This is a genomic window from Streptomyces sp. NPDC043726, from assembly GCF_056436565.1.
The window spans coordinates 182491-201069 of sequence record NZ_JBWKCI010000013.1 but is presented as its reverse complement, the minus strand read 5'-3'; the positions used below and the strand labels follow the sequence as shown (position 1 = coordinate 201069).

General features: G+C 73.7%; 11 protein-coding genes and 1 pseudogene. 9 read left to right on the top strand and 3 right to left on the bottom strand.

What is annotated here, in order from left to right; all coding sequences use genetic code 11:
* Positions 1-97: 97 nt before the first annotated feature.
* Positions 98-2551: a SpoIIE family protein phosphatase gene (locus AC068Z_RS33320; RefSeq protein ID WP_478564173.1), complete on the bottom strand. Its 2454-nt coding sequence runs from the start codon at positions 2549-2551 to the stop codon at positions 98-100.
* A 193-nt stretch (positions 2552-2744) separates the two neighbouring features.
* Here AC068Z_RS33320 and lanKC point away from each other — a divergent pair, with 193 nt between their 5' ends.
* From lanKC to AC068Z_RS33300, 4 genes are all read left to right on the top strand, one after another.
* Positions 2745-5459: a class III lanthionine synthetase LanKC gene (gene lanKC, locus AC068Z_RS33315; RefSeq protein WP_478564170.1), complete on the top strand. Its 2715-nt coding sequence runs from the start codon at positions 2745-2747 to the stop codon at positions 5457-5459.
* A 56-nt stretch (positions 5460-5515) separates the two neighbouring features.
* Positions 5516-5632, top strand: a complete 117-nt coding sequence (locus tag AC068Z_RS33310) for a SapB/AmfS family lanthipeptide (protein WP_451728442.1) — start codon at positions 5516-5518, stop codon at positions 5630-5632.
* Positions 5633-5727: 95 nt separating this feature from the next.
* Entirely contained in the window at positions 5728-7518 is a 1791-nt protein-coding gene (locus tag AC068Z_RS33305) for an ABC transporter ATP-binding protein (RefSeq protein WP_478564166.1), read from the top strand.
* Positions 7515-9545: an ATP-binding cassette domain-containing protein gene (locus AC068Z_RS33300; protein ID WP_478564163.1), complete on the top strand. Its 2031-nt coding sequence runs from the start codon at positions 7515-7517 to the stop codon at positions 9543-9545. The genes AC068Z_RS33305 and AC068Z_RS33300 overlap by 4 nt, the downstream gene beginning before the upstream one ends.
* Here AC068Z_RS33300 and AC068Z_RS33295 read toward each other — a convergent pair.
* A pseudogene (locus AC068Z_RS33295) lies at positions 9471-9866 on the bottom strand (LuxR C-terminal-related transcriptional regulator); the annotation flags it as partial. The gene AC068Z_RS33300 and the pseudogene AC068Z_RS33295 overlap by 75 nt on opposite strands.
* A 692-nt stretch (positions 9867-10558) precedes the next feature.
* Here AC068Z_RS33295 and AC068Z_RS33290 point away from each other — a divergent pair.
* Positions 10559-12709: a SpoIIE family protein phosphatase gene (locus tag AC068Z_RS33290; protein WP_478564160.1), complete on the top strand. Its 2151-nt coding sequence runs from the start codon at positions 10559-10561 to the stop codon at positions 12707-12709.
* Positions 12710-12814: 105 nt separating this feature from the next.
* On the opposite strand, the gene AC068Z_RS33285 is transcribed toward AC068Z_RS33290, so the two are convergent.
* Positions 12815-14185 carry a S1 family peptidase gene (locus tag AC068Z_RS33285; RefSeq protein WP_478564157.1) on the bottom strand — a complete coding sequence of 457 codons (1371 nt, stop codon included), beginning with the start codon at positions 14183-14185 and terminating at the stop codon, positions 12815-12817.
* Positions 14186-14373: 188 nt separating this feature from the next.
* Here AC068Z_RS33285 and AC068Z_RS33280 point away from each other — a divergent pair, with 188 nt between their 5' ends.
* The 4 genes from AC068Z_RS33280 to AC068Z_RS33265 all read left to right on the top strand — a co-directional run bounded on the left by AC068Z_RS33280 (position 14374) and on the right by AC068Z_RS33265 (position 18578).
* Complete coding sequence (locus AC068Z_RS33280; protein ID WP_478564154.1) at positions 14374-14787, top strand: PaaI family thioesterase; 414 nt, start codon at positions 14374-14376, stop codon at positions 14785-14787.
* 478 nt (positions 14788-15265) lie between these two features.
* Positions 15266-15481, top strand: a complete 216-nt coding sequence (locus AC068Z_RS33275) for a type A2 lantipeptide (protein ID WP_451728454.1) — start codon at positions 15266-15268, stop codon at positions 15479-15481.
* A 74-nt stretch (positions 15482-15555) separates the two neighbouring features.
* Positions 15556-16359: a hypothetical protein gene (locus tag AC068Z_RS33270; protein WP_478564151.1), complete on the top strand. Its 804-nt coding sequence runs from the start codon at positions 15556-15558 to the stop codon at positions 16357-16359.
* Complete coding sequence (locus AC068Z_RS33265) at positions 16356-18578, top strand: NHLP family bacteriocin export ABC transporter peptidase/permease/ATPase subunit (RefSeq protein ID WP_478564148.1); 2223 nt, start codon at positions 16356-16358, stop codon at positions 18576-18578. The genes AC068Z_RS33270 and AC068Z_RS33265 overlap by 4 nt, the downstream gene beginning before the upstream one ends.
* Position 18579 lies beyond the last annotated feature (1 nt).

Below are 18579 nucleotides of genomic sequence, written 5' to 3'. Positions count from 1 at the left end.
GGGTCGACCTCGTCGTGGGATCGACCTCTTCGCGGGCTCGACGCGGCCCGGGTACCGCCCGGGTACCCCCGGCTCGGCGGCTCAGCGCCTCACCGGCTCAGCCCCGCAGCTGGATCTCGCTCCAGACCTGCTTGCCGCCGCTGACCGGGAGCGTCCCCCAGGTCGTCGACATGGCCTCGACCAGGAGGATGCCTCGGCCTCCGGTGGCCTCCCAGCCGATGCTCCTGGGCTTCACGGGGCTGCGGGGCGAGGTGTCGGCGACCGCGACCCGCAGCCGGCTGTTGATCAGCGTGAGGTCGAGGCGGACCGGGCCCTCGGTGTGGACGAGGGCGTTGGTGACGAGTTCCGACACGACCAGCAGGACGGCGTCCGTCTGCTCGGCCAGGCCCCAGGAGCGCAGGGCGCGCCGGGTGAAGCGGCGGGCGTGGCCGACCGCCTCCGGCACCCGCCACACGGTCCAGCTCTCCCGCCGCGGGCGCAGCTCCATGCCGTCGTAGCGCATGAGCAGCAGGGCGACGTCGTCGCTGCGCTGGGCGTTGCCGAGCAGGGCGTCGGCGACCAGGCCGAGACGGGCGGGGTCGGAGCCGGCCAGCTCGCGGGCGAAGCGGTCCATCCCCTCGTCGATGTCGGCCTCGACCGACTCCACGAGGCCGTCGGTGGTCAGGGCGATCAGCGTGCCCCGCTGGAGCCGCAGCGGGCTCATCGGGAACTCGGCCTGGGTCATCACGCCGAGCGGGGGACCGCCCTCGGCCTCGGCGATGTCCGTTGCGCCGTTCGGGTGGCGCAACACTGGCGGCAGATGCCCGGCGCGCACGCACCAGGCGGTGCCCTCCTCCAGATCGACGTCGACGTAGGCGCAGGTGGCGAAGAGGTCGGTCTCCAGCTCCATGAGCAGCCGGTTGGCGTGGGAGACGACCACGTCCGGCGGGTGGCCCTCGGCGGCGTAGGCCCGCAGGGCGGTGCGCATCTGGCCCATCAGAGTGGCGGCGGCCGCGCTGTGGCCCTGGACGTCGCCGATGACGAGGGCGACATGGTTGTCGGGCAGCGGGATCACGTCGTACCAGTCGCCGCCCAGCTCCAGACCGGCGGTGCTCGGCAGATAGCGGGCCACGGCCTCCGCGCCGGGGAGTTTGGGCAGCCTGCGGGGCAGCAGCTGGCGCTGGAGCATGCCGACGAGCTCGTGCTCGGCGTCGAAGGCGTGGGCGCGCATCAGGGCCTGCCCGGCGAGTCCGGCGGAGGCGGTGAGCAGGGCCCGTTCGTCGGGGCCGAAGTGGTGCGGGGTGTCCCAGCCGATCAGACAGGCGCCCGCCATCCGGCCCGCGGCGGGCAGCGGCAGCACGGCCAGGCCGCCGGGGCCGACATCGGCGAGGGCGGGTTCCAGCGGGGTGCCCGCCGGCCAGATCTGGGCGCGGCCCTCGCGCAGCGCGCCGGCCAGGGTCGGCATGGCGCGCACCGGCGCGTCCGGCCACTCGGTGCGCCACTCCATGCGCCACAGCTCGGGCCAGGACTCCGGTTCGGGCGGGTCCAGGACGGTGACGACGAGGCGGTCGTTCTCCAGTTCCGCGAGGGCGATGCGGTCGGCGCGCAGGGGGGTGCGCAGCGCGGCGACCACGGCCTGGCTGACGTCACGGACGGTTCCGGCGGTGGCCAGGGAGGCGGCCAGGCGCTGCACACGGGCCACGTCGGTGACGTCGGAGCGGAGCTTGGAAGCGTCGGCGACGGTGCCCTCGAGCCGGGCCGGCTGCCCTTCACCGCCGGGCAGCAGCCGGCCGCGCAGCCTGAGCCATTTGGGCGGTCCCGTGGGCTGGAGCACCCGGAACTCCAGCTCGCGGTCGCCGATGGACATGTGGTCGGCCTCGACGACCGACATCAGCGAGGGCAGGTCCTCCGGCACCGTGAGACCGAGCAGGGTCTCCACCTTGCCGTCGAACCCCTCCGGCACCATCCCGAACAGGTCGAGGATGTCGGCGCCGACGTCGACGCGGCCGGTGTCCATGGCGAGGCTGAAGGCGTTGGCGGGCAGTTCGCCGCCCTCGGCCCACTCCAGGGGCGCGGGGTAGGCGACGGCGCGGGCGATCAGGTCCAGGCAGTCGCGGTCCTCGGTGTCGAAGCCGTCGGGGTGCTCGCTGACGGCCACCAGACAGCCCGCGCCGTCCTCGCCGGGCGCGGGCAGGACCGCCAGATGGTAGTCGCCGGCCGAGGCCCGCCGGGACTGGGCGCGGTCGGCGAGCTCCTTCGGGCCGAGCCAGCCGGGCCGCCCAGTGCGGTGCGCGTCGGCCACCGGGGATCCGCCGGTGACCGCGTAGCTGTCCCGCAGTCCGTACTGGGTGCGCGGGGCCCCGGCCCATTCGACCAGGCACAGCAGCTCGCCGTTCTCGGTCAGCGTGTACACGGCGGCGAGGGAGGCGTGGGCGAAGACGAGGGCCTGTTCGAGGATGCGGCGCAGCCGGCCGGGCGCGTCGGACTCGCCGGTGACCGTGCTGAGGGCATCTTCGGCACGCTGCCTTCTCGATCTGCGTCCCGCAGCACCCTCGCCACCCACGTTGGCCATTACAGCGCTTATGAGACACCTGCGCAGCCCCTGTGACCCGTCGTTCGACGCGGTCTCGAGCGAGAACGGGCTCGAAAGCGGCCCGAACAAGACTTAACGCGTGCGTTCCGCACATCGAGGTCGTGACAGACGTGACTGTCCAGGGCCATGGGCCCGCTGGAAGGCTCAGTGCCGGTTCCACGGAAGGGGAGGCATGGACAAGCGGTACGAGGTGTACGCGCTGGCCGACCGGCACTTCTACGAGACGCCGGACCGGCTCTCGACGTCGGGCGGGGAGGCGGCACCCCTGTTCGAGGCGGCACGCCGGGCGGTGCCCGACGGGTGGGAGACCGCCCGCATCGGGGACTGGCTGACCTGGACGCCGCTCGACGCGGACGGCGCGCCGGCGACCGGACCGGCCCAGGGCTGGAAGATCCACGTGTCCGCCACCCGGACGAACGCGGAGCGGATCGCCGCGCTGGTGTGGGACTACTGCGTCGCCGCGCGCATCCCGTTCAAGTTCTTACCGGGCCCGCATCTGCTCCACTTGCGCAACGCCAAGTACGCCGGACGGGACGGCAGCGGCAAGTTCGTCACCGTCTACCCGGCCGACGAGGAGCAGCTGCACCGGGTGCTCACCGAGCTGGGCGACCTGCTGAAGGGCTTCGAGGGGCCGTACATCCTCACGGACCTGCGCTGGCACGACGGACCGCTCTACGTCCGCTACGGCGCCTTCGCGCGCTCCTTCGTCGTCGACGAGCGTGGCTCGCTGGTGCCGGCGGTGCGCGACGGCGAGGGCCGGCTGGTCCCGGACCGGCGGGCTCCCTCCTTCCAGGTGCCCGAATGGGTGAAGCTGCCGGAGTTCCTGGAGCCGCATCTGGCGGCCCGCAACACCACCACGGTCGGGGAACTGCCGTACCGCATCGAGAAGGCGCTGCACTTCTCCAACGGCGGCGGGGTCTACTCGGGCACCGACAGCCGGGACGGGCGCCGGGTGGTCCTGAAGGAGGGGCGGCCGCACGCCGGGCTCGCCGCCGACGGGGCGGACGCGATCGCCCGTCTGGAGCGGGAGAAGGACGCGCTGGAGCGGCTCGCGGGCACCGGAGTGGTGCCCGAGGTGCGGGACTGGTTCACCCTGGGCGACCATCGGTTCCTCGTCATGGACTTCCTGGAGGGGCGCCCGCTCAACTCCTTCTTCGGCGAACGGCATCCCCTGCTCACCCGGGACCCCGACCCCGCGGCCGTCGCCGACTACACGGCGTGGGCGGTGCGGGTGCACGGGATGGTGGAGCGGGCGGTGGCGGCCGTGCACGAGCGCGGGATCGTCTTCAACGACCTGCACGTCTTCAACATCATGGTCGCGCCCGACGAGGAGTCGGTGTCCCTGCTCGACTTCGAGGCCGCCGCGCCCGCGTCGGAGAAGGGCCGTCAAGTCGTCGCCCACCCGGGCTTCTTCGCCCCGCCGGACCGCACCGGCGTCGACGTCGACCGCTACGCGCTGGCCTGTCTGCGGCTGTCCCTGTTCCTGCCGGTCACCTCGCTCTTCGTGGTCGACCGGGCCAAGGCGGCCCATCTCGCCGAGGTGATCGCCAATCAGTTCCCCGACGTGCCGCGGGAGTTCCTCGACGAGGCGGTCCGGGAGATCACCCGCGACGTGGCGCCGGGCGCGGCGTCCCCGCCGCTTGCGTCCGCGACGCCCAGCCCTTCCGCGACGCCGGTCTCCGCCGTGACGGCCAGCGCCTCCGCGAGGCCGGTCTCCGCCGTGACGGCCAGCCCCTCCGTGACGCCCAGTTCCTTCGTGGCTCCGGGCGACTGGCCCTGCAGCCGGGACTCCATGGTCAAGGCGATCCTCGCCTCGGCGACGCCGGAGCGCGACGACCGGCTCTTCCCCGGGGACGTCGCCCAGTTCTCCGACGGCGGCGGACTCGGCCTCGCGCACGGCGCGGCCGGCGTCCTGTACGCGCTGGACTCGGTCGGCGCCGAGCGCTACGAGGAGGGCGAACGCTGGCTCCTCGCCCGCACCGCCCCGCCCCCGGCCGGGACGCCCCTCGGGCTGTACGACGGTCTGGCCGGCGTCGCCTGCGTCCTGGACCGGCTCGGCCACCGGCAGCACGCCCTGGACCTCGTCCACGGGATCCTCGCGGAGCGCTGGCAGAACCTCTCCTCCGACCTGTACGGCGGGCTGGCCGGACTCGGCCTGGTCCTCGGCGAGCTGGCCCGCACGACCGGCGAGACGGAACTCGCCGAGCGGGCCGCCGAGGCCGCCGACATCCTCGTACGACGGCTCGCGGAACCGCCCGCGGAACGGCGGCGGCGCCGGGTCGGGCTGCGCCGCGGCGCGAGCGGACCGGCGCTGTTCCTGCTGCGGCAGTACGAACACACCGGTGATCCGGGCTTGTTGGCGGCGGCCGGAGTGGCCCTGCGCCAGGACCTGGAGTGCTGCGCGACCCGCGAGGGCGGTGCGCTGGAGGTCGACGACGGCTGGCGGACCCTGCCGTACCTGGGTGACGGCAGCGCGGGGATCGGCATGGTCCTCGACGACTACGTCGCGCACGCACCGGACGCCGCGGCCGAGTTGGACGCCGCCCGCACCGGTGTGCTGGCCGCCGCGACCTGCCGGTTCTATGCCATGCCGGGCCTGTTCCAGGGGCGCGCCGGGATGATCCTGCACCTGGCCCGCACGACCGCGCCGGGCGCCGAACCCCGGCGGCTGGCGGAGCAGATCGCCGGGCTCGGCTGGTTCTCGATGTCCTACCAGGGCCAACTGGCCTTCCCCGGGCACCAGATGATGCGGCTGTCGATGGACCTGAGCACCGGCACGGCCGGCTGCCTGCTCGCCCTCGGCGCCGCCCTGGACGCCCCGAAGACGGCACACCTGCCGTTCCTGCCGCCGCTGAGGCGGCCCACTGAACGCGGCTCCGCGAGCTGACGGAGTCGTGAAACCCCATCCCGTCCCCACGGACACGAAATGACAAGGAGACCGTCATGGCCCTTCTCGACCTGCAGACGATGGAGTCCGAGGAGCACACCGAGACGACCGCGAACAGCACCGTGAGCCTGCTGTCCTGCGTCAGCACCACGAGCGTCCTGCTCTGCCTCTGACGCGCACCGCACGCTGAGGGCTCCGGGCGGCCGCTCCCCACGAGGGAGGGCCGCCCGGGGTTCTGCGTCCACCGAACGGTAAGAGGCGAGGCCGTATGACGCATCGCGCAGAGCGCGAGCCGACAGCCGCGGACCGGGGCGAGGCCCGCGCGGGGCGCAGAGCAGCCGCGGCACCCGAAGAACACGCGAAGACTTCCGCCGGCGGCAACCGCGCGCTCCCCGGACCGTTCGGCCCCGCCCCCGCCCGGGCCCTGGCCCTCTGCCTGGTCAGCACGGCCGCCATCGGTGGCGGGCTGCTGCTGCCGGCCGCCCTGGGGCGGACCCTCGACCTGTTGCTGGCCGGGGCTCCGGCGACCCGCTGGATCCTGTACTGCACCGGGATCGTGGTCCTCCTCGCCCTCCTCGACGCCTGCCAGACCGTCCTCAGCGGCACGCTCGACGCCGGCACCACCGCCTGGCTGCGGCGGCGGCTGACCGGGCACGTCCTGGCCGTCGGTCCCCGGGCAGCCGACCGGTTCGGCTCCGGAGACCTGGTGGCCCGGCTGGTCGGCAACGCGGCGCAGGCCGGAACCGCGCCCGGCGCCCGCGCCGCGCTGTTCGCCGCGCTCGCGGGACCGGTCGGCGGCATCGTGGCGCTGGCCCTGATCGACCCCTGGCTCGCGGCGGTGTTCCTCGCCGGGGCACCGGTGCTGGCGCTGCTGCTGCGCACGCTGGGCCGTAACACCACGGAATGCGTGGCCCGGTACCAGCAGGTGCAGGGACGTATCGCGGCCGCGCTCGCGGAGGCCGTCGGCGGCAGCCGGACCATCGCGGCGGCCGGGGCTGCGGAGCGCGAGACGGCGCGGATCCTGCGGCCGCTGCCCGAACTGTCCCGGGCCGGGCACCGCATGTGGCAGGTGCAGGGGCGGGCCGCCGGGCAGGCCGTGGCGGTGGCGCCGCTGCTCCAGCTCGGGGTCGTCGCCGTCGCCGGTGTGCTGCTGGCGCGGGGACGGCTGACGGTCGGCGAGGTGCTGGCCGCCTCCCGGTACGCGGTCCTCGCGACCGGGGTCGGCCTGCTGGTCGGCCATCTCGCGGGCCTGGCCAGGGCCCGGGCGGCGAGCGGACGGCTCGACGAGGTCCTGGCCGAGCCCGCGCCCGCGCACGGCGAGCACCGGCTGCCGCCGGGTCCGGGCCGTCTCGAACTGCGCGGTGTGACGGCGCGGCGCTCGGGGCGGACCGTGCTCGACGGGGTCGACCTCGTCGTGCCCGGCGGGACGACGCTGGCGGTGGTCGGCCGTTCCGGCGCGGGCAAGTCACTGCTCGCCGCGGTCGCGGGACGGCTCGCCGAACCGGACGCCGGGGAGGTGCGGCTGGACGGGACGCCCTTGCGCGAGCTGACCCGTGAGGAGCTGCGCCGGTCCGTCGGATACGCCTTCGAACGGCCCGCCCTGCTCGGAGACACGGTCGAGGACACCATCGCCCTGGGCGTGGCCGCACCCTCCCCCGACGTCGTCCGCACGGCGGCCGTGACGGCCCGCGCGGACGAGTTCGTACGCCGACTGCCCGAAGGCTACGCCACCGCGGTCGCCGACGCCCCGTTCTCCGGCGGGGAGTCCCAACGGGTGGGCCTGGCCAGGGCGTTCGCCCACGGCGGCCGGCTGCTGATCCTCGACGACGCCCTCTCCAGCCTCGACACCGTGACCGAGGCCCACATCGCGGCGGCACTGGTGAACGGCGACCCCGGCAGCACCCGCCTGCTGGTGGCCCACCGCGCGGCCACGGCGGCCCGCGCGGAAACGGTCGCCTGGCTGGACGGGGGCCGCGTCCGGGCCGTGGGCCCGCACGAGGAGCTGTGGCGGGACCCGGAGTACCGGGCGGTGTTCGGGGGCGAGGAGGCGGCGACATGAGCGAGGGAGAGCCGGGACACGGGCTGCGGGGCGACGTGGCGGTCTCGCGGCTCGGGATCCGGTTTCTGCGCGAACGGTGGCGGGTGCTGCTGCGGCTGACCGGCTGGTCCGTGCTGGAGACCGGGCAGACCTTCCTCACCGGGTACGCGCCGGCCCGTGCCCTGGACGACGGGTTCCTGGCCGGGCGGACGCAGACCGGGCTCGCCTGGCTCGGGGTGGCCGCCCTCGGGGTGGTCGTCGGGGCGTACGGCACCGCCCGGGTGTACGCGGCGGTGGCGGCACTGGTGGAACCGCTGCGGGACCGGCTCGTCGCGCGGGTCGTGGCGCGCGGGGTGCGGCAGGGTGACAGCGGGTCGCTGTCCGGGCTCACCCAGCAGGTGGAGATCGCCCGGGACACGTTCGCCGGACTGGTGATGGTGTCGCGTTCGTTCCTGTTCACCTCCGTCGGCGCGCTCGTCGGACTCCTCTCGCTCGATCCGCTGCTCCTGCTGGTCGTCGGCCCGCCGCTGGTCCTCGGGATCGGCCTGTTCGCGGCGAGCCTGCGGCCCCTGGCACGCCGGCAGGAGACCTTCCTCGCAACGGACGAGGCCCTGGCCGCCGACCTCGGTGCCGTCGGTCCGGGGCTGCGGGACATCACCGCCGCCGGGGCGGAGCACCAGGTCGCAGCCGGAACGGACGGCCGGATCGAGGCCGAGCTGCGGGCGGCGCGCTCCCTCGCCCGCTGGGGCGTCCTGCGGGTGGCCTCCCTCGCGGTCGGCGGTCAGCTGCCGATCGTGCTGCTGCTCGTCGCCGCGCCCTGGCTCCTCACCCACGGCGTCACCGCCGGTGCCCTGGTCGGCGCGCTCGCCTACGTCACCCAGTCACTGCTCCCCGCCCTCCAGAACCTCGTCCACGGCCTGGGCACCAGCGGCTCACGGCTGGCGGTGGTACTGCGGCGACTGGTGCGGGAGGACTCCGCGGGAACGGGGACGGGTGCGGGTGCGGAGACGGAGACGCATACGGGCACGGAGACGGAGACGAGGACGGGGGCGGCTACGGGCACGGAGACGGGGGCGCGCGAGGAGCCCTCGCCCGCGGCGCTCCGCCCAGGCCGGCCGAGCGAGCCCGGCTCGGGCCCCTCCACCGGCCCCGGCGAGCGGCACGGGCGCTCCCCCGCCCCCGCCCTCTCCCTCTCCGCCGTCACCTTCGCCTACGGCCCCCACAGCGCCCCCGTCATCGACGGTCTCGACCTCGACCTCCCGGCCGGCGCCCACCTGGCCGTCGTAGGCCCGAGCGGTATCGGGAAGTCCACGCTCACCGCGCTGGTGGCCGGACTGCTGGAAACCCGGCACGGGACGGTCAGGGTCGCCGGCCGGCCCGCGACCGGGCCGGAGCGCACCGCGCTGCGGGTGCTCATCCCGCAGGAGGCCTACGTCGTCACCGGCACCCTCGCCGAGAACCTGGGCCTGCTGCGCACCGACCCCGTACCCGAGGCGGAGCTGCTCGCCGCCGCCGACGCGGTCGGGCTCACCCCGCTGCTGGAGGCGCTCGGCGGGCCCGAGGGGCACGTGGATCCCGCGGCCCTGTCGGCCGGGGAACGACAGCTCGTCGCGCTGACCCGGGCGTATCTCGCGCCCGCGCCCCTGGCGCTGCTGGACGAGGCGACGTGCCACCTCGACGCGGTGGCGGAGGAACGGGCCGAGCGCGCCTTCGCGGCCCGCCCCGGCGGCACCCTGGTGGTCGTCGCGCACCGCATCAGCTCGGCCCGCCGGGCCGGCCGGGTGCTCGTGCTGGACGGCCGGCGCGCGGCCTACGGCACTCACGACGAGCTGGTGCGCCGCTCGGCGCCGTACCGGGAGCTGGTCGGCGGCTGGACGGCCGCGAAGCGGTCAGACCCAGCCCTCGCCCTGCGAGATGCGGATCGCCTCGATGCGGTTGCGGGCCCCGGTCTTGCGGGTGATGGCCGCCATGTAGTTGCGCACGGTCCCGTGGGACAGGTGCAGGCTCCCGGCGATCTCCGCGACCGAGGCGCCCTCGGCGGCGAGTGACAGCACGCTCAACTCCCGCCTGGTCAGCGGCATCTGCGCCGCCTTGAGGAAGCCGAAGCCCAGCGAGTCATTGACGAAACGTTCTCCCTGGGCGACGCGCCGAATGCCGCGCACCAGGTTCTCCGGTGTGCCTTCCTTGTCCACATAACCGAGCGCCCCGACCTCGGCCGCCCGCTTGAGCAGGCCTGGCCGGTTGGCCGCGGCCAGCACCAGCAGCCGGGGCGGTTCGGGGTCGGGGCCGCGCGCGCACAGCTCGCCGAGCGGCGGGATGCCGTAGGCGTCCGAGCACTCCAGGTCGGCCGCGCAGACGTCCGGCCGCATGGACCGCACGCGCGAGGGCGCGGTGCTCCACGGGCTGTCGAAAACGGTGAGGTCGGGTTCCCGGCACAGCCACTCCGCCAGGACCGACCTCACTAAGCACGAGTCGTGCACCAACAGCACCCGGATCACTGCCGCCCCTTCAGTCCGTTGACGCCGGTTTCTCGGTGGTTGAGCGCGGGTCCCATTGTTAGCGCCCCTCACTCCCTCCGGGCGCGCGGAGATCCGGCCACGCGGGTGCGCGGGGGCGCACACCCGGCGCCCGTACTCCCCGGCGCGCATCGAATGTGGGGGCATGGGCCGGGGACAAGGGGGTAGGCGGGTGCCCCTCGCCGTGGCCCAGGGGCGGGTACGCCGGTCGCCGGGCACCGCTCGCCGTACGCGCGATGCCGCTTCACCGTGCGCGAGCGACCGCTTCACCGTGCGCGGGGAATCGCCGCGCCGTGCGCATGGGCCGCTTCACCGGGCGTGGGGACGGCCTCACCAGGCGTGGGGACGGCCTCACCGTGCACGGGGACGGCCTCACCGTGCGCAAAGGTCGCTTCACCGTGCAGGGGACGGCCTCACCGGCCGCAGGGGCCGCCTCACCGTGCCCAGGGGCCGCCTCACCGTGCGCAGGGACCGCTCGCCGTGCGCCGCGAGCCGACAAGGAGGAGATTTGATGCCTGGGACTCGTCGCCCGGCCGTGCGAGGAGGTGGTCGGCGTGTCCGACGGACAACCGTCTTCCCAGGCACCGGCCTCCGCCAGGACGCGGGTCGGGCGCCCGCTGCTGTCGCTCGCCCTGGCCTCGATGATGGACGAGGTCCACGCGCACTCAGGGGCGGTCTATCTGCTGGGCGCCGACGAACGGGTGCTGGAGATGGCGGTGATGGCGGGGCTGCCCCGGGCCTTCGCGGCACCGTGGGAGCGGGTGGGGGTCAGCGCGCCGATCCCGGTGGCCGACGCGGTGCGCGAACGGCGGCTGGTGTGGGTCGGCGGCGAGGAGGAGATGGCCCGCATGTATCCGCGGATCTCCGTCGTCCTGCCCTATCCGTTCGCGCTGGCGGCGCTGCCGGTGGCGACCGACTCCACCGCGTACGGCGCGGTCTTCGTGACCTGGCCGGGCTCGCATCCGCCCGAGCTCTCCGAATGGGAGCGCACCCACCTGACCGCCGCCTGTGACCGGCTCGCCGCCCGGCTGGCGCGCGCACTGGAGGACAGCGTCCCGCTGCTGCCGGAGCCGGATCTCCTCGGTTCGTCGTCGGCCTTCGCGGGCGCTGCCGGTTCGCTCGGCACGGTGGAGTCGGCGCGGATGGTGGCCCGGCTGCCGTACGGGCTGTGCTCGCTCGATCTGCACGGCCGGATCTGCTTCGCCAACTCGGCGGCGGCCGAGCTGATCGGCGTACCGGTGAGCAAGCTGCTCGGCACCCAGCTGTGGGCGTCGGTGCCGTGGCTCAACGACCCCGTCTACGAGGACCGCTACCGGGCCGCGCTGTTCAGCCAGCAGACCACGTCGTTCGTGGCGCTGCGGCCGCCGGGCGACTGGCTCTCGTTCCGGCTGTACCCGAGCACGACGGGGCTGAGCGTCCGGGTCACCCGGGCGCGGGCGGTGGCGGAGATGAGCCGGGGGCACCGGCCGACCGCCGACGCGCCCTCCCGGCTGGTCACGATCTCCCAGGTACTGAGCCTGGCGGGGGCGCTCACCGAGGCGGTGGGCGTGCAGGACGTGGTGCAGCTGGTCGCGGACGAGGTCGCGCCGGCCGTGGGCAGCCAGGCGCTGGTCATGCTCGGGTCCCGGGCGGGCCGGCTGCACGTGCTGGGCCACCACGGCTATCCGGACCCGCATGTCGTTGAGCGGTTCGACGGGCTGCCGCTCACCGAGCGGACCCCGGGCACGCATGCCCTGACCACGGGGGTGCCGGCGTTCTTCGAGGACCGGCAGGAGCTGGACCGGCTGTATCCGCTCCGGCACGCCACTCCCGACGGCTTCGCGGCCTGGGCCTATCTGCCGCTGATCGCCTCCGGCCGGCCGGTCGGCACGGCCGTGCTCGCCTACGCCGAGCCGCATCCCTTCCCCGCGGACGAGCGGGCGGTGCTGACGAGTCTGGGCGGGCTGATCGCGCAGGCGCTGGAGCGGGCGCTGCTCTACGACGCCAAGCACCAGTTGGCGCACGGCCTGCAGGCGGCGCTGCTGCCGCACTCGCTGCCGCCGCTGCCCGGCATCTCGGCGGCCGCCCGCTATCTGCCGGCCACTCAGGGCATGGACATCGGCGGAGACTTCTACGACCTGGTGCCGATGCAGGGGCAGGCGGCGGCGGTGATCGGGGACGTGCAGGGCCACAATGTGACGGCGGCCGGGCTGATGGGGCAGATCCGTACGGCCGTACGCGCGTACACCGCGGTCGGGCAGCCGCCCGAGGAGGTCATGCGCAGCACCAACCGGCTGCTGATCGACCTGGGCGCCGATCTGTTCGCGAGCTGTCTGTATCTGCGGCTCGAACCGGAGCACGGGCGGGCCGTGATGGCCCGGGCGGGTCATCCGCCGCCGCTGCTGAGACGGCCGGACGGGCGGGTGCGGGTACTGGATCTGGCCGGAGGCCCGCTGCTGGGCATCGACGACTCGGCCGTCTACCAGACGACGGAGGTGGACTTCGCCCCCGGCTCCGTCCTGCTCCTCTACACCGACGGCCTGATCGAATCCCCCGGCACCGACATCGAGGACGCGCTGGCCGACCTCAGCGTCGTCCTCGCCGAGACCGGCGACCTCCCCCTGGCCGACCTGGCCGACCACCTGGTCGAAGCGTGCGCGATGCCAAGAGGCCGCCTCGACGACGTGGCGGTACTGCTGCTACGAGCGGAACACTGAGGGGAGTCGGCGGAGTGGGCCGAGTCCGGCCTACCGGTGTCGGCACGCGAGTGGCCGGCCCTCCCGCCGAAGGGCCGGCCACTCGGGACTGGGGGTGGGTGTGGGTCAGTGCGACTCGTTCAGGTCGGACTCGGCACCCGCGCCGGCCTCCTCACCGGCCCCGGCGTCCTCGCCGCCGACCTCCTGGCCCGCGCCAGCCTCTTCACCGGCGCCTGCCTCTTCGCCCGCGCCGGCCTCCTGACCGGCCCCGGCGTCCTCGCCCGCGCCGGCCTCTTCGCCCGCGCCCGCTTCTTCACCGGCGCCCGCTTCCTCGCCCGCGCCCGCTTCCTCGCCGGCGCCGCCCGCCGCGTCGCCCGCGCCGAGGGTCGCGCCGACTGCCTCTAGGGCCGTGGTGACCGGCTGGAAGAAGGTCTCGCCGCCCACCGTGCAGTCGCCGCTGCCGCCGGACGTCAGGCCGATCGCGAGGCCGTCCTGGGTGAACAGCGAGCCGCCGCTGTCACCGGGCTCGGCGCAGACGTCGGTCTGGATGAGCCCGGTGACCGTGCCCTCCGGGTAGTTGACGGTGGCGTCGAGACCGAGGACCTGACCGTCGCTCAGCCCGGTCGTGCTGCCCATCCGGAAGACCTGGAGACCGACCTCGGCCTCGGCGGCCTGGCTGATCTGCACGGTCTGTCCGCCACCGACGTTGACCTCGCTCGGCGCCTGGGTCGCCGGGTCGTCGTACTTGACGAGCGCGAAGTCACCCGCACCGGGGAAGGTCGCGGTCTCCGCGTCGACCGTGGCGATCGGCGCGCCGCCCTCCGCGTCCGACCACTCGGCCGCCGCGACCCCGCAGTGACCGGCCGTCAGGAAGGCCGGGCTGCCGTCGCCCGCGGTGACGTTGAACCCCGCGGAGCAGCGCGCGCCGCCCGCGAAGATGGCGTCGCCGCCGGAGAGGAAGGTCTTGAAGGTGCCCTGGGACTTCTTGATGGTCGCCATGCCGGAGCCGAGGCTCTGCACGGTCGACTCCAGCTGGTCCCACTTGGCCCCGGTGACCGTGGAGTCCGCGGTGACCAGGATCTTGTTCGTGCGCGGGTCGACGGCCCAGGCGGTGCCCGGGATGGTCGCCTCGGACTTCAGGGTCTGCGCGCCGGCGTCGAGTTCGCCGAGGCTGTTCTCGACCTCGCGGACCTTCGCGCCCGCCTTCTTCGCCTGCACGATGACGTTGTTGTTGTCACCGGGGATGACATTGACGACGAGCTGCTGGCTGTCGGCGTCGTAGTACGAACCGGCGAAGGCGTCGCCGAGCAGTCCGGCGAGCTGGGAGGCGAGGTCCGAGGCGTCCGCCGCCTTCAGGGTCCTCGGCGCCGCGGCGTCGTCCGAGGCGCCGTCCTGGGACGCGTTCGCGTTGGGCAGCAGGATCGCGGCCGCTCCGAGCGCGGCCACACCGCCCACCGCTATCGCGGCCTTGCGCTTCGGCATTCGCTTGTGACTCAACCTTCTCGACCTCCTGGGGACGGGGACCGTGCCGCCGTTTCGTCGGGCGGCTGTTCGGGGCGCCTGGATGGCCACTGGTACGCACGGGTCACGCGGGGCGTTCAATTCCGTTTCCCCGCGCCCCAGTCGGACCACCGATTCGGCCAAGGCCCGCGTCCCGGTCACGATCGCCGGGAACAATCCCCCATATGACGATGACCACCGCCGAAGCCGACAAGATCCTCGCCGACAACTTCGCCCCTTGGGTGCTGGAACTCGGCCTCGCCGTGGAGGGGTTGGACGAGCACCGCGCGATCCTGCGTCTGCCCTGGTCGGACCGGCTGGCCCGGGAGGGCGGGGCGCTGTCGGGCCAGGCCCTGATGGCGGCGGCCGACACCGCGACGGTCATCGCCGTGTCGGCGGCGCGCGGGGCGTACGGGCCGATGACGACCGTCCAGCAGTCCACCTCGTTCCAGCGCGCGGTGTCCGGTGCGGATGTCCTGATCGAGGCGGCGGTCACCAAACTGGGCCGCCGGATGGCGTTCGCCGACATCACGATGACCGACGGCGGCACGGGCGAGATCGCGGCCCGCGCCAGCACGGTCTACGCGCTGCTGGGCTGAGCGGGACACCAGCCCGCACACCGACACGGAAAGCGTTCATCTCGTCGCCTTCCGTCACGAACACGGAGCGGAATCCCGGCTTCAGCGAATCTGCACATCGAATGCCCAACCAAGTCACCGGGGACCACACTCCCCCACAACCCGCTACCCCCGGTTACACCATTGGGGCGGGAGTGTCGGATTCGACTCCCGCCCCACAAGAGCGCGCCCGGGGCGATGCCGTGGCGCATGTGAAGAACTCGCCGACAAGCCGTGCGCGCACCCTCACGGATGACCACCTCTGAGACTCAAGTGCCCTGGTGAGGCCAGAGTTTGATTGGAAGCCCGCACCCGCCGCGTGCTTTGATCCATCGCACCGCGGGAGCCGCGAACGGCACCCGGAAACGGGTGCCGGGCGCCCGCGGTCGCGGCCGTCATCTGTCCCCCAGAGGGGGCCGCTCCCCCCTTGTGAAATACCCATACGAAGGGAAGTTCCATCATGAACTCCACCCCCCAGGTCGAGACCGTCGAGATCTCGGACGCCGACCTCGACAACGTCTCCGGCGGCCTTTCCGTGAACGCCCTCGGCACCGTCACCGGCCTGGTGGACGGCATCGCCCCGGTTTCCGGCCTGGTCGACACGGTCGTCGGCACGGTCGAGGGTGCCACCGGCCTGAACACCGCCCCGGTCACGAACCTGGTCGCCGGTCTCTGATCGCACCTTTTGTGACGTCGAGTCCCGGAGCCGCCCCCCGGCTCCGGGCTCTTCGCGTGCCATAAGGAAGTCCCTTGCAGTTCCGCCAACAGGCCCTCGCCAAGCTCCAGTCGCCGGAGGAGCTCGACCTTCCGGTGCGTTTCGCCCGCCCCCAGGGCTGGCTCACGCTGTCCGTGACGGTCGTCGTCATGGCGGCGGCCTCCGTGTGGGCGGTGACCGGCTCGGTGACCTCCACGGTCGGCGCGCCGGCGATCCTCACCCACGGGCAGGGCAGTTACATCCTGCAGAGCCCGGTCGCGGGCCAGGTCACCGCGGTCCTCGCCGAGCAGGGCGAACGGCTGCCCGCCGACTCCCCCGTCCTGAAGGTCCGTACGGCCGAGGGCGAGACCGTCGTGCGCACGGTCGCCGCCGGCCGGGTCACCGCGCTCGCCGCCACCATCGGGCAGATCATCTCGACCGGCGCGAACGTGGCCGCCGTGGAGAAGGTGGCACATGCCGAGGACCCGCTGTACGCGACGGTGTACGTGCCCGCCGAGAACGCGGCCGCCATCCCCGACGACGCCGCCGTCGACCTCACCGTCCAGTCGGTGCCCACCCAGGAGTACGGCGTGCTGCGCGGCCATGTGAAGTCGGTGGACCGCTCCGCCCAGTCCGCGCAGTCCATCACCTCCTTCCTCGGCGACAGCCAGCTCGGCGAGCAGTTCACGAAGGACGGCAGGCCGGTGGCCGTACTGGTGAGGCTCGACAAGGAGGCCACCAAGAGCGGCTACCAGTGGTCCTCCGCCGACGGCCCGCCCTTCTCCCTGACCTCCATGACCCTGGCCGAAGCCTCGGTGCGGCTCGCCGACCAGCGTCCCGTCGATTGGCTGCTGCCGTGAGCACCGCCCAGGACACCCGGGGCCGGCGCCGCGCCGCCCCGCCCAAGCGACCCGTGCCCAAGGGCAGGGCGAAGACCGTCCGCACGCCCACCGTGCTCCAGATGGAGGCCGTCGAGTGCGGCGCCGCCTCCCTGGCCATGGTCCTCGGGCACTACGGCAAGCACGTCCCGCTGGAGGAACTGCGCATCGCCTGCGGCGTCTCCCGCGACGGCTCGCGCGCCAGCAACCTGCTCAAGGCCGCCCGCAGTTACGGCCTGACGGCCAAGGGCATGCAGATGGACACGGCCGCCCTCGCCGAGGTGAGTACCCCGGCCGTGCTCTTCTGGGAGTTCAACCACTACGTCGTCTACGACGGCATGGGGCGCCGCTTCGGCCGCCGCGGCGTCTACATCAACGACCCCGGCAAGGGCCGCCGTCTCGTGCCGATGGAGGACTTCGACGGCAGCTTCACCGGTGTCGTGCTGGTGCTGGAGCCCGGCGAGGGCTTCAGCAGGGGCGGCCGCAAGCCGGGGATCCTCGGCGCCATGCCGGCCCGGCTGCGCGGCACCGCGGGCACCCTGCCCGCCGCGGTCCTGGCGAGCCTGCTGCTGGTGGTGGTCGGCGCCGCCGTGCCCGCGCTCAGCCGCACCTACATCGACATGTTCCTGATCGGCGGCCAGACCTCCCTGCTCGGCGTGCTGTTCGCGTCGATGGGCGCGTCCGTGCTCCTCACGGTCGTCCTGACCTGGCTGCAGCAGGCGAACCTGCTGCGCGGCCGGATCATCTCCTCCACCCTCTCCAGCGCCCGCTTCCTGCGCCATCTGCTGCGGCTGCCGGTGACCTTCTTCTCCCAGCGCAGCCCCGCCGACCTGGTCCAGCGCCTGCAGTCCAACGACGCGGTCGCCGAGACCCTGTCCCGCGACCTCGCGGCGGCGGGCGTGGACGCGGTGGTCGTCGTCCTCTACGCGCTCCTGCTCTACACCTACGACCCGCAGCTCACCTTCGTCGGCATCGGCGTGGCCCTGCTGAACATCGTGGCGATGCGCGTGGTGATCCGGCTGCGCGCCACCCGTACGGCGAAACTGCGCGCGGACAGCGCCCGGCTGACCAACACCGCCTACACCGGCCTTCAGCTGATCGAGACGATGAAGGCGACCGGCGGGGAGGACGGCTACTTCCGCAAGTGGGCGGGCCAGCACGCCACCACCTTGGAGGAACAGCAGCGTCTCGGGGTGCCGAGCGCCTGGCTGGGCGTGGTCGCGCCGACGCTCGCGACGCTGAACAGCGCGCTGATCCTGTGGATCGGCGGTATGCGCGCGGTCGAGGGCCACATATCGGTCGGCCTGCTCGTCGCCTTCCAGGCCCTGGTCACCCGCTTCACCGCCCCGCTGACCCGCCTCAACGGCGTCGCGGGCCGCATCCAGGACTTCGCGGCCGACGTGGCCCGGCTGAAGGACGTGGAGAACTTCCAGGCGGACCCGCTCTACGACCGCCCCGGCGGCGCCGACTCCACGCGCCGGCTCCAGGGGCATGTGGAGCTGCAGAACATCAGCTTCGGCTACAACCCGCTGGACAAGCCCCTGCTGACCGGCTTCGACCTGACCGTCGGCCCCGGCCGGCAGGTCGCCCTGGTCGGCGGTTCGGGCAGCGGCAAGTCCACCGTGTCCCGGATGATCTCGGGCCTGTACACGCCCTGGGAGGGCGTGATCCGCATCGACGGACAGCGCCTGGAGGACATCCCGCGCGGCGCCCTCGCCGCCTCCGTCTCCTTCGTGGACCAGGAGGTCTTCCTCTTCGAGGGCACCGTCCGCGACAACGTGGCCCTGTGGGACCCCTCCGTCCCCGACGACGCGGTGATCGAGGCGCTGCGGGACGCGGCCCTGTACGACGTGGTGACGCGCCGCCCCGGCGGCATCCACAGCCGCGTCGAGCAGGACGGCCGCAACTTCTCCGGCGGGCAGCGCCAACGCCTGGAGATCGCACGGGCGTTGGTGCGCCGGCCGAGCATCCTCGTCCTGGACGAGGTGACGAGCGCGCTGGACGCGGAGACGGAACTCGTGGTGATGGACAACCTGCGCAGGCGCGGCTGCGCCTGTGTGGTGATCGCGCACCGGCTGAGCACCGTGCGCGACAGCGACGAGATCGTCGTACTGGAGCACGGCACGATCGTGGAGCGTGGCCGGCACGAGGAGCTCGTGGCGCGCGGCGGCGCGTACGCGGCGCTGGTCAGGGAGCGGTGAG

What these genes read in the sequence shown, in the direction of transcription:
- AC068Z_RS33320 (WP_478564173.1), bottom strand. Translation starts at nt 2,551, where the DNA reads ATGGCCAACGTGGGTGGCGAGGGTGCTGCGGGACGCAGATCGAGAAGG.
- lanKC (WP_478564170.1), top strand. Translation starts at nt 2,745, where the DNA reads ATGGACAAGCGGTACGAGGTGTACGCGCTGGCCGACCGGCACTTCTAC.
- AC068Z_RS33310 (WP_451728442.1), top strand. Translation starts at nt 5,516, where the DNA reads ATGGCCCTTCTCGACCTGCAGACGATGGAGTCCGAGGAGCACACCGAG.
- AC068Z_RS33305 (WP_478564166.1), top strand. Translation starts at nt 5,728, where the DNA reads ATGACGCATCGCGCAGAGCGCGAGCCGACAGCCGCGGACCGGGGCGAG.
- AC068Z_RS33300 (WP_478564163.1), top strand. Translation starts at nt 7,515, where the DNA reads ATGAGCGAGGGAGAGCCGGGACACGGGCTGCGGGGCGACGTGGCGGTC.
- AC068Z_RS33280 (WP_478564154.1), top strand. Translation starts at nt 14,374, where the DNA reads ATGACGATGACCACCGCCGAAGCCGACAAGATCCTCGCCGACAACTTC.
- AC068Z_RS33275 (WP_451728454.1), top strand. Translation starts at nt 15,266, where the DNA reads ATGAACTCCACCCCCCAGGTCGAGACCGTCGAGATCTCGGACGCCGAC.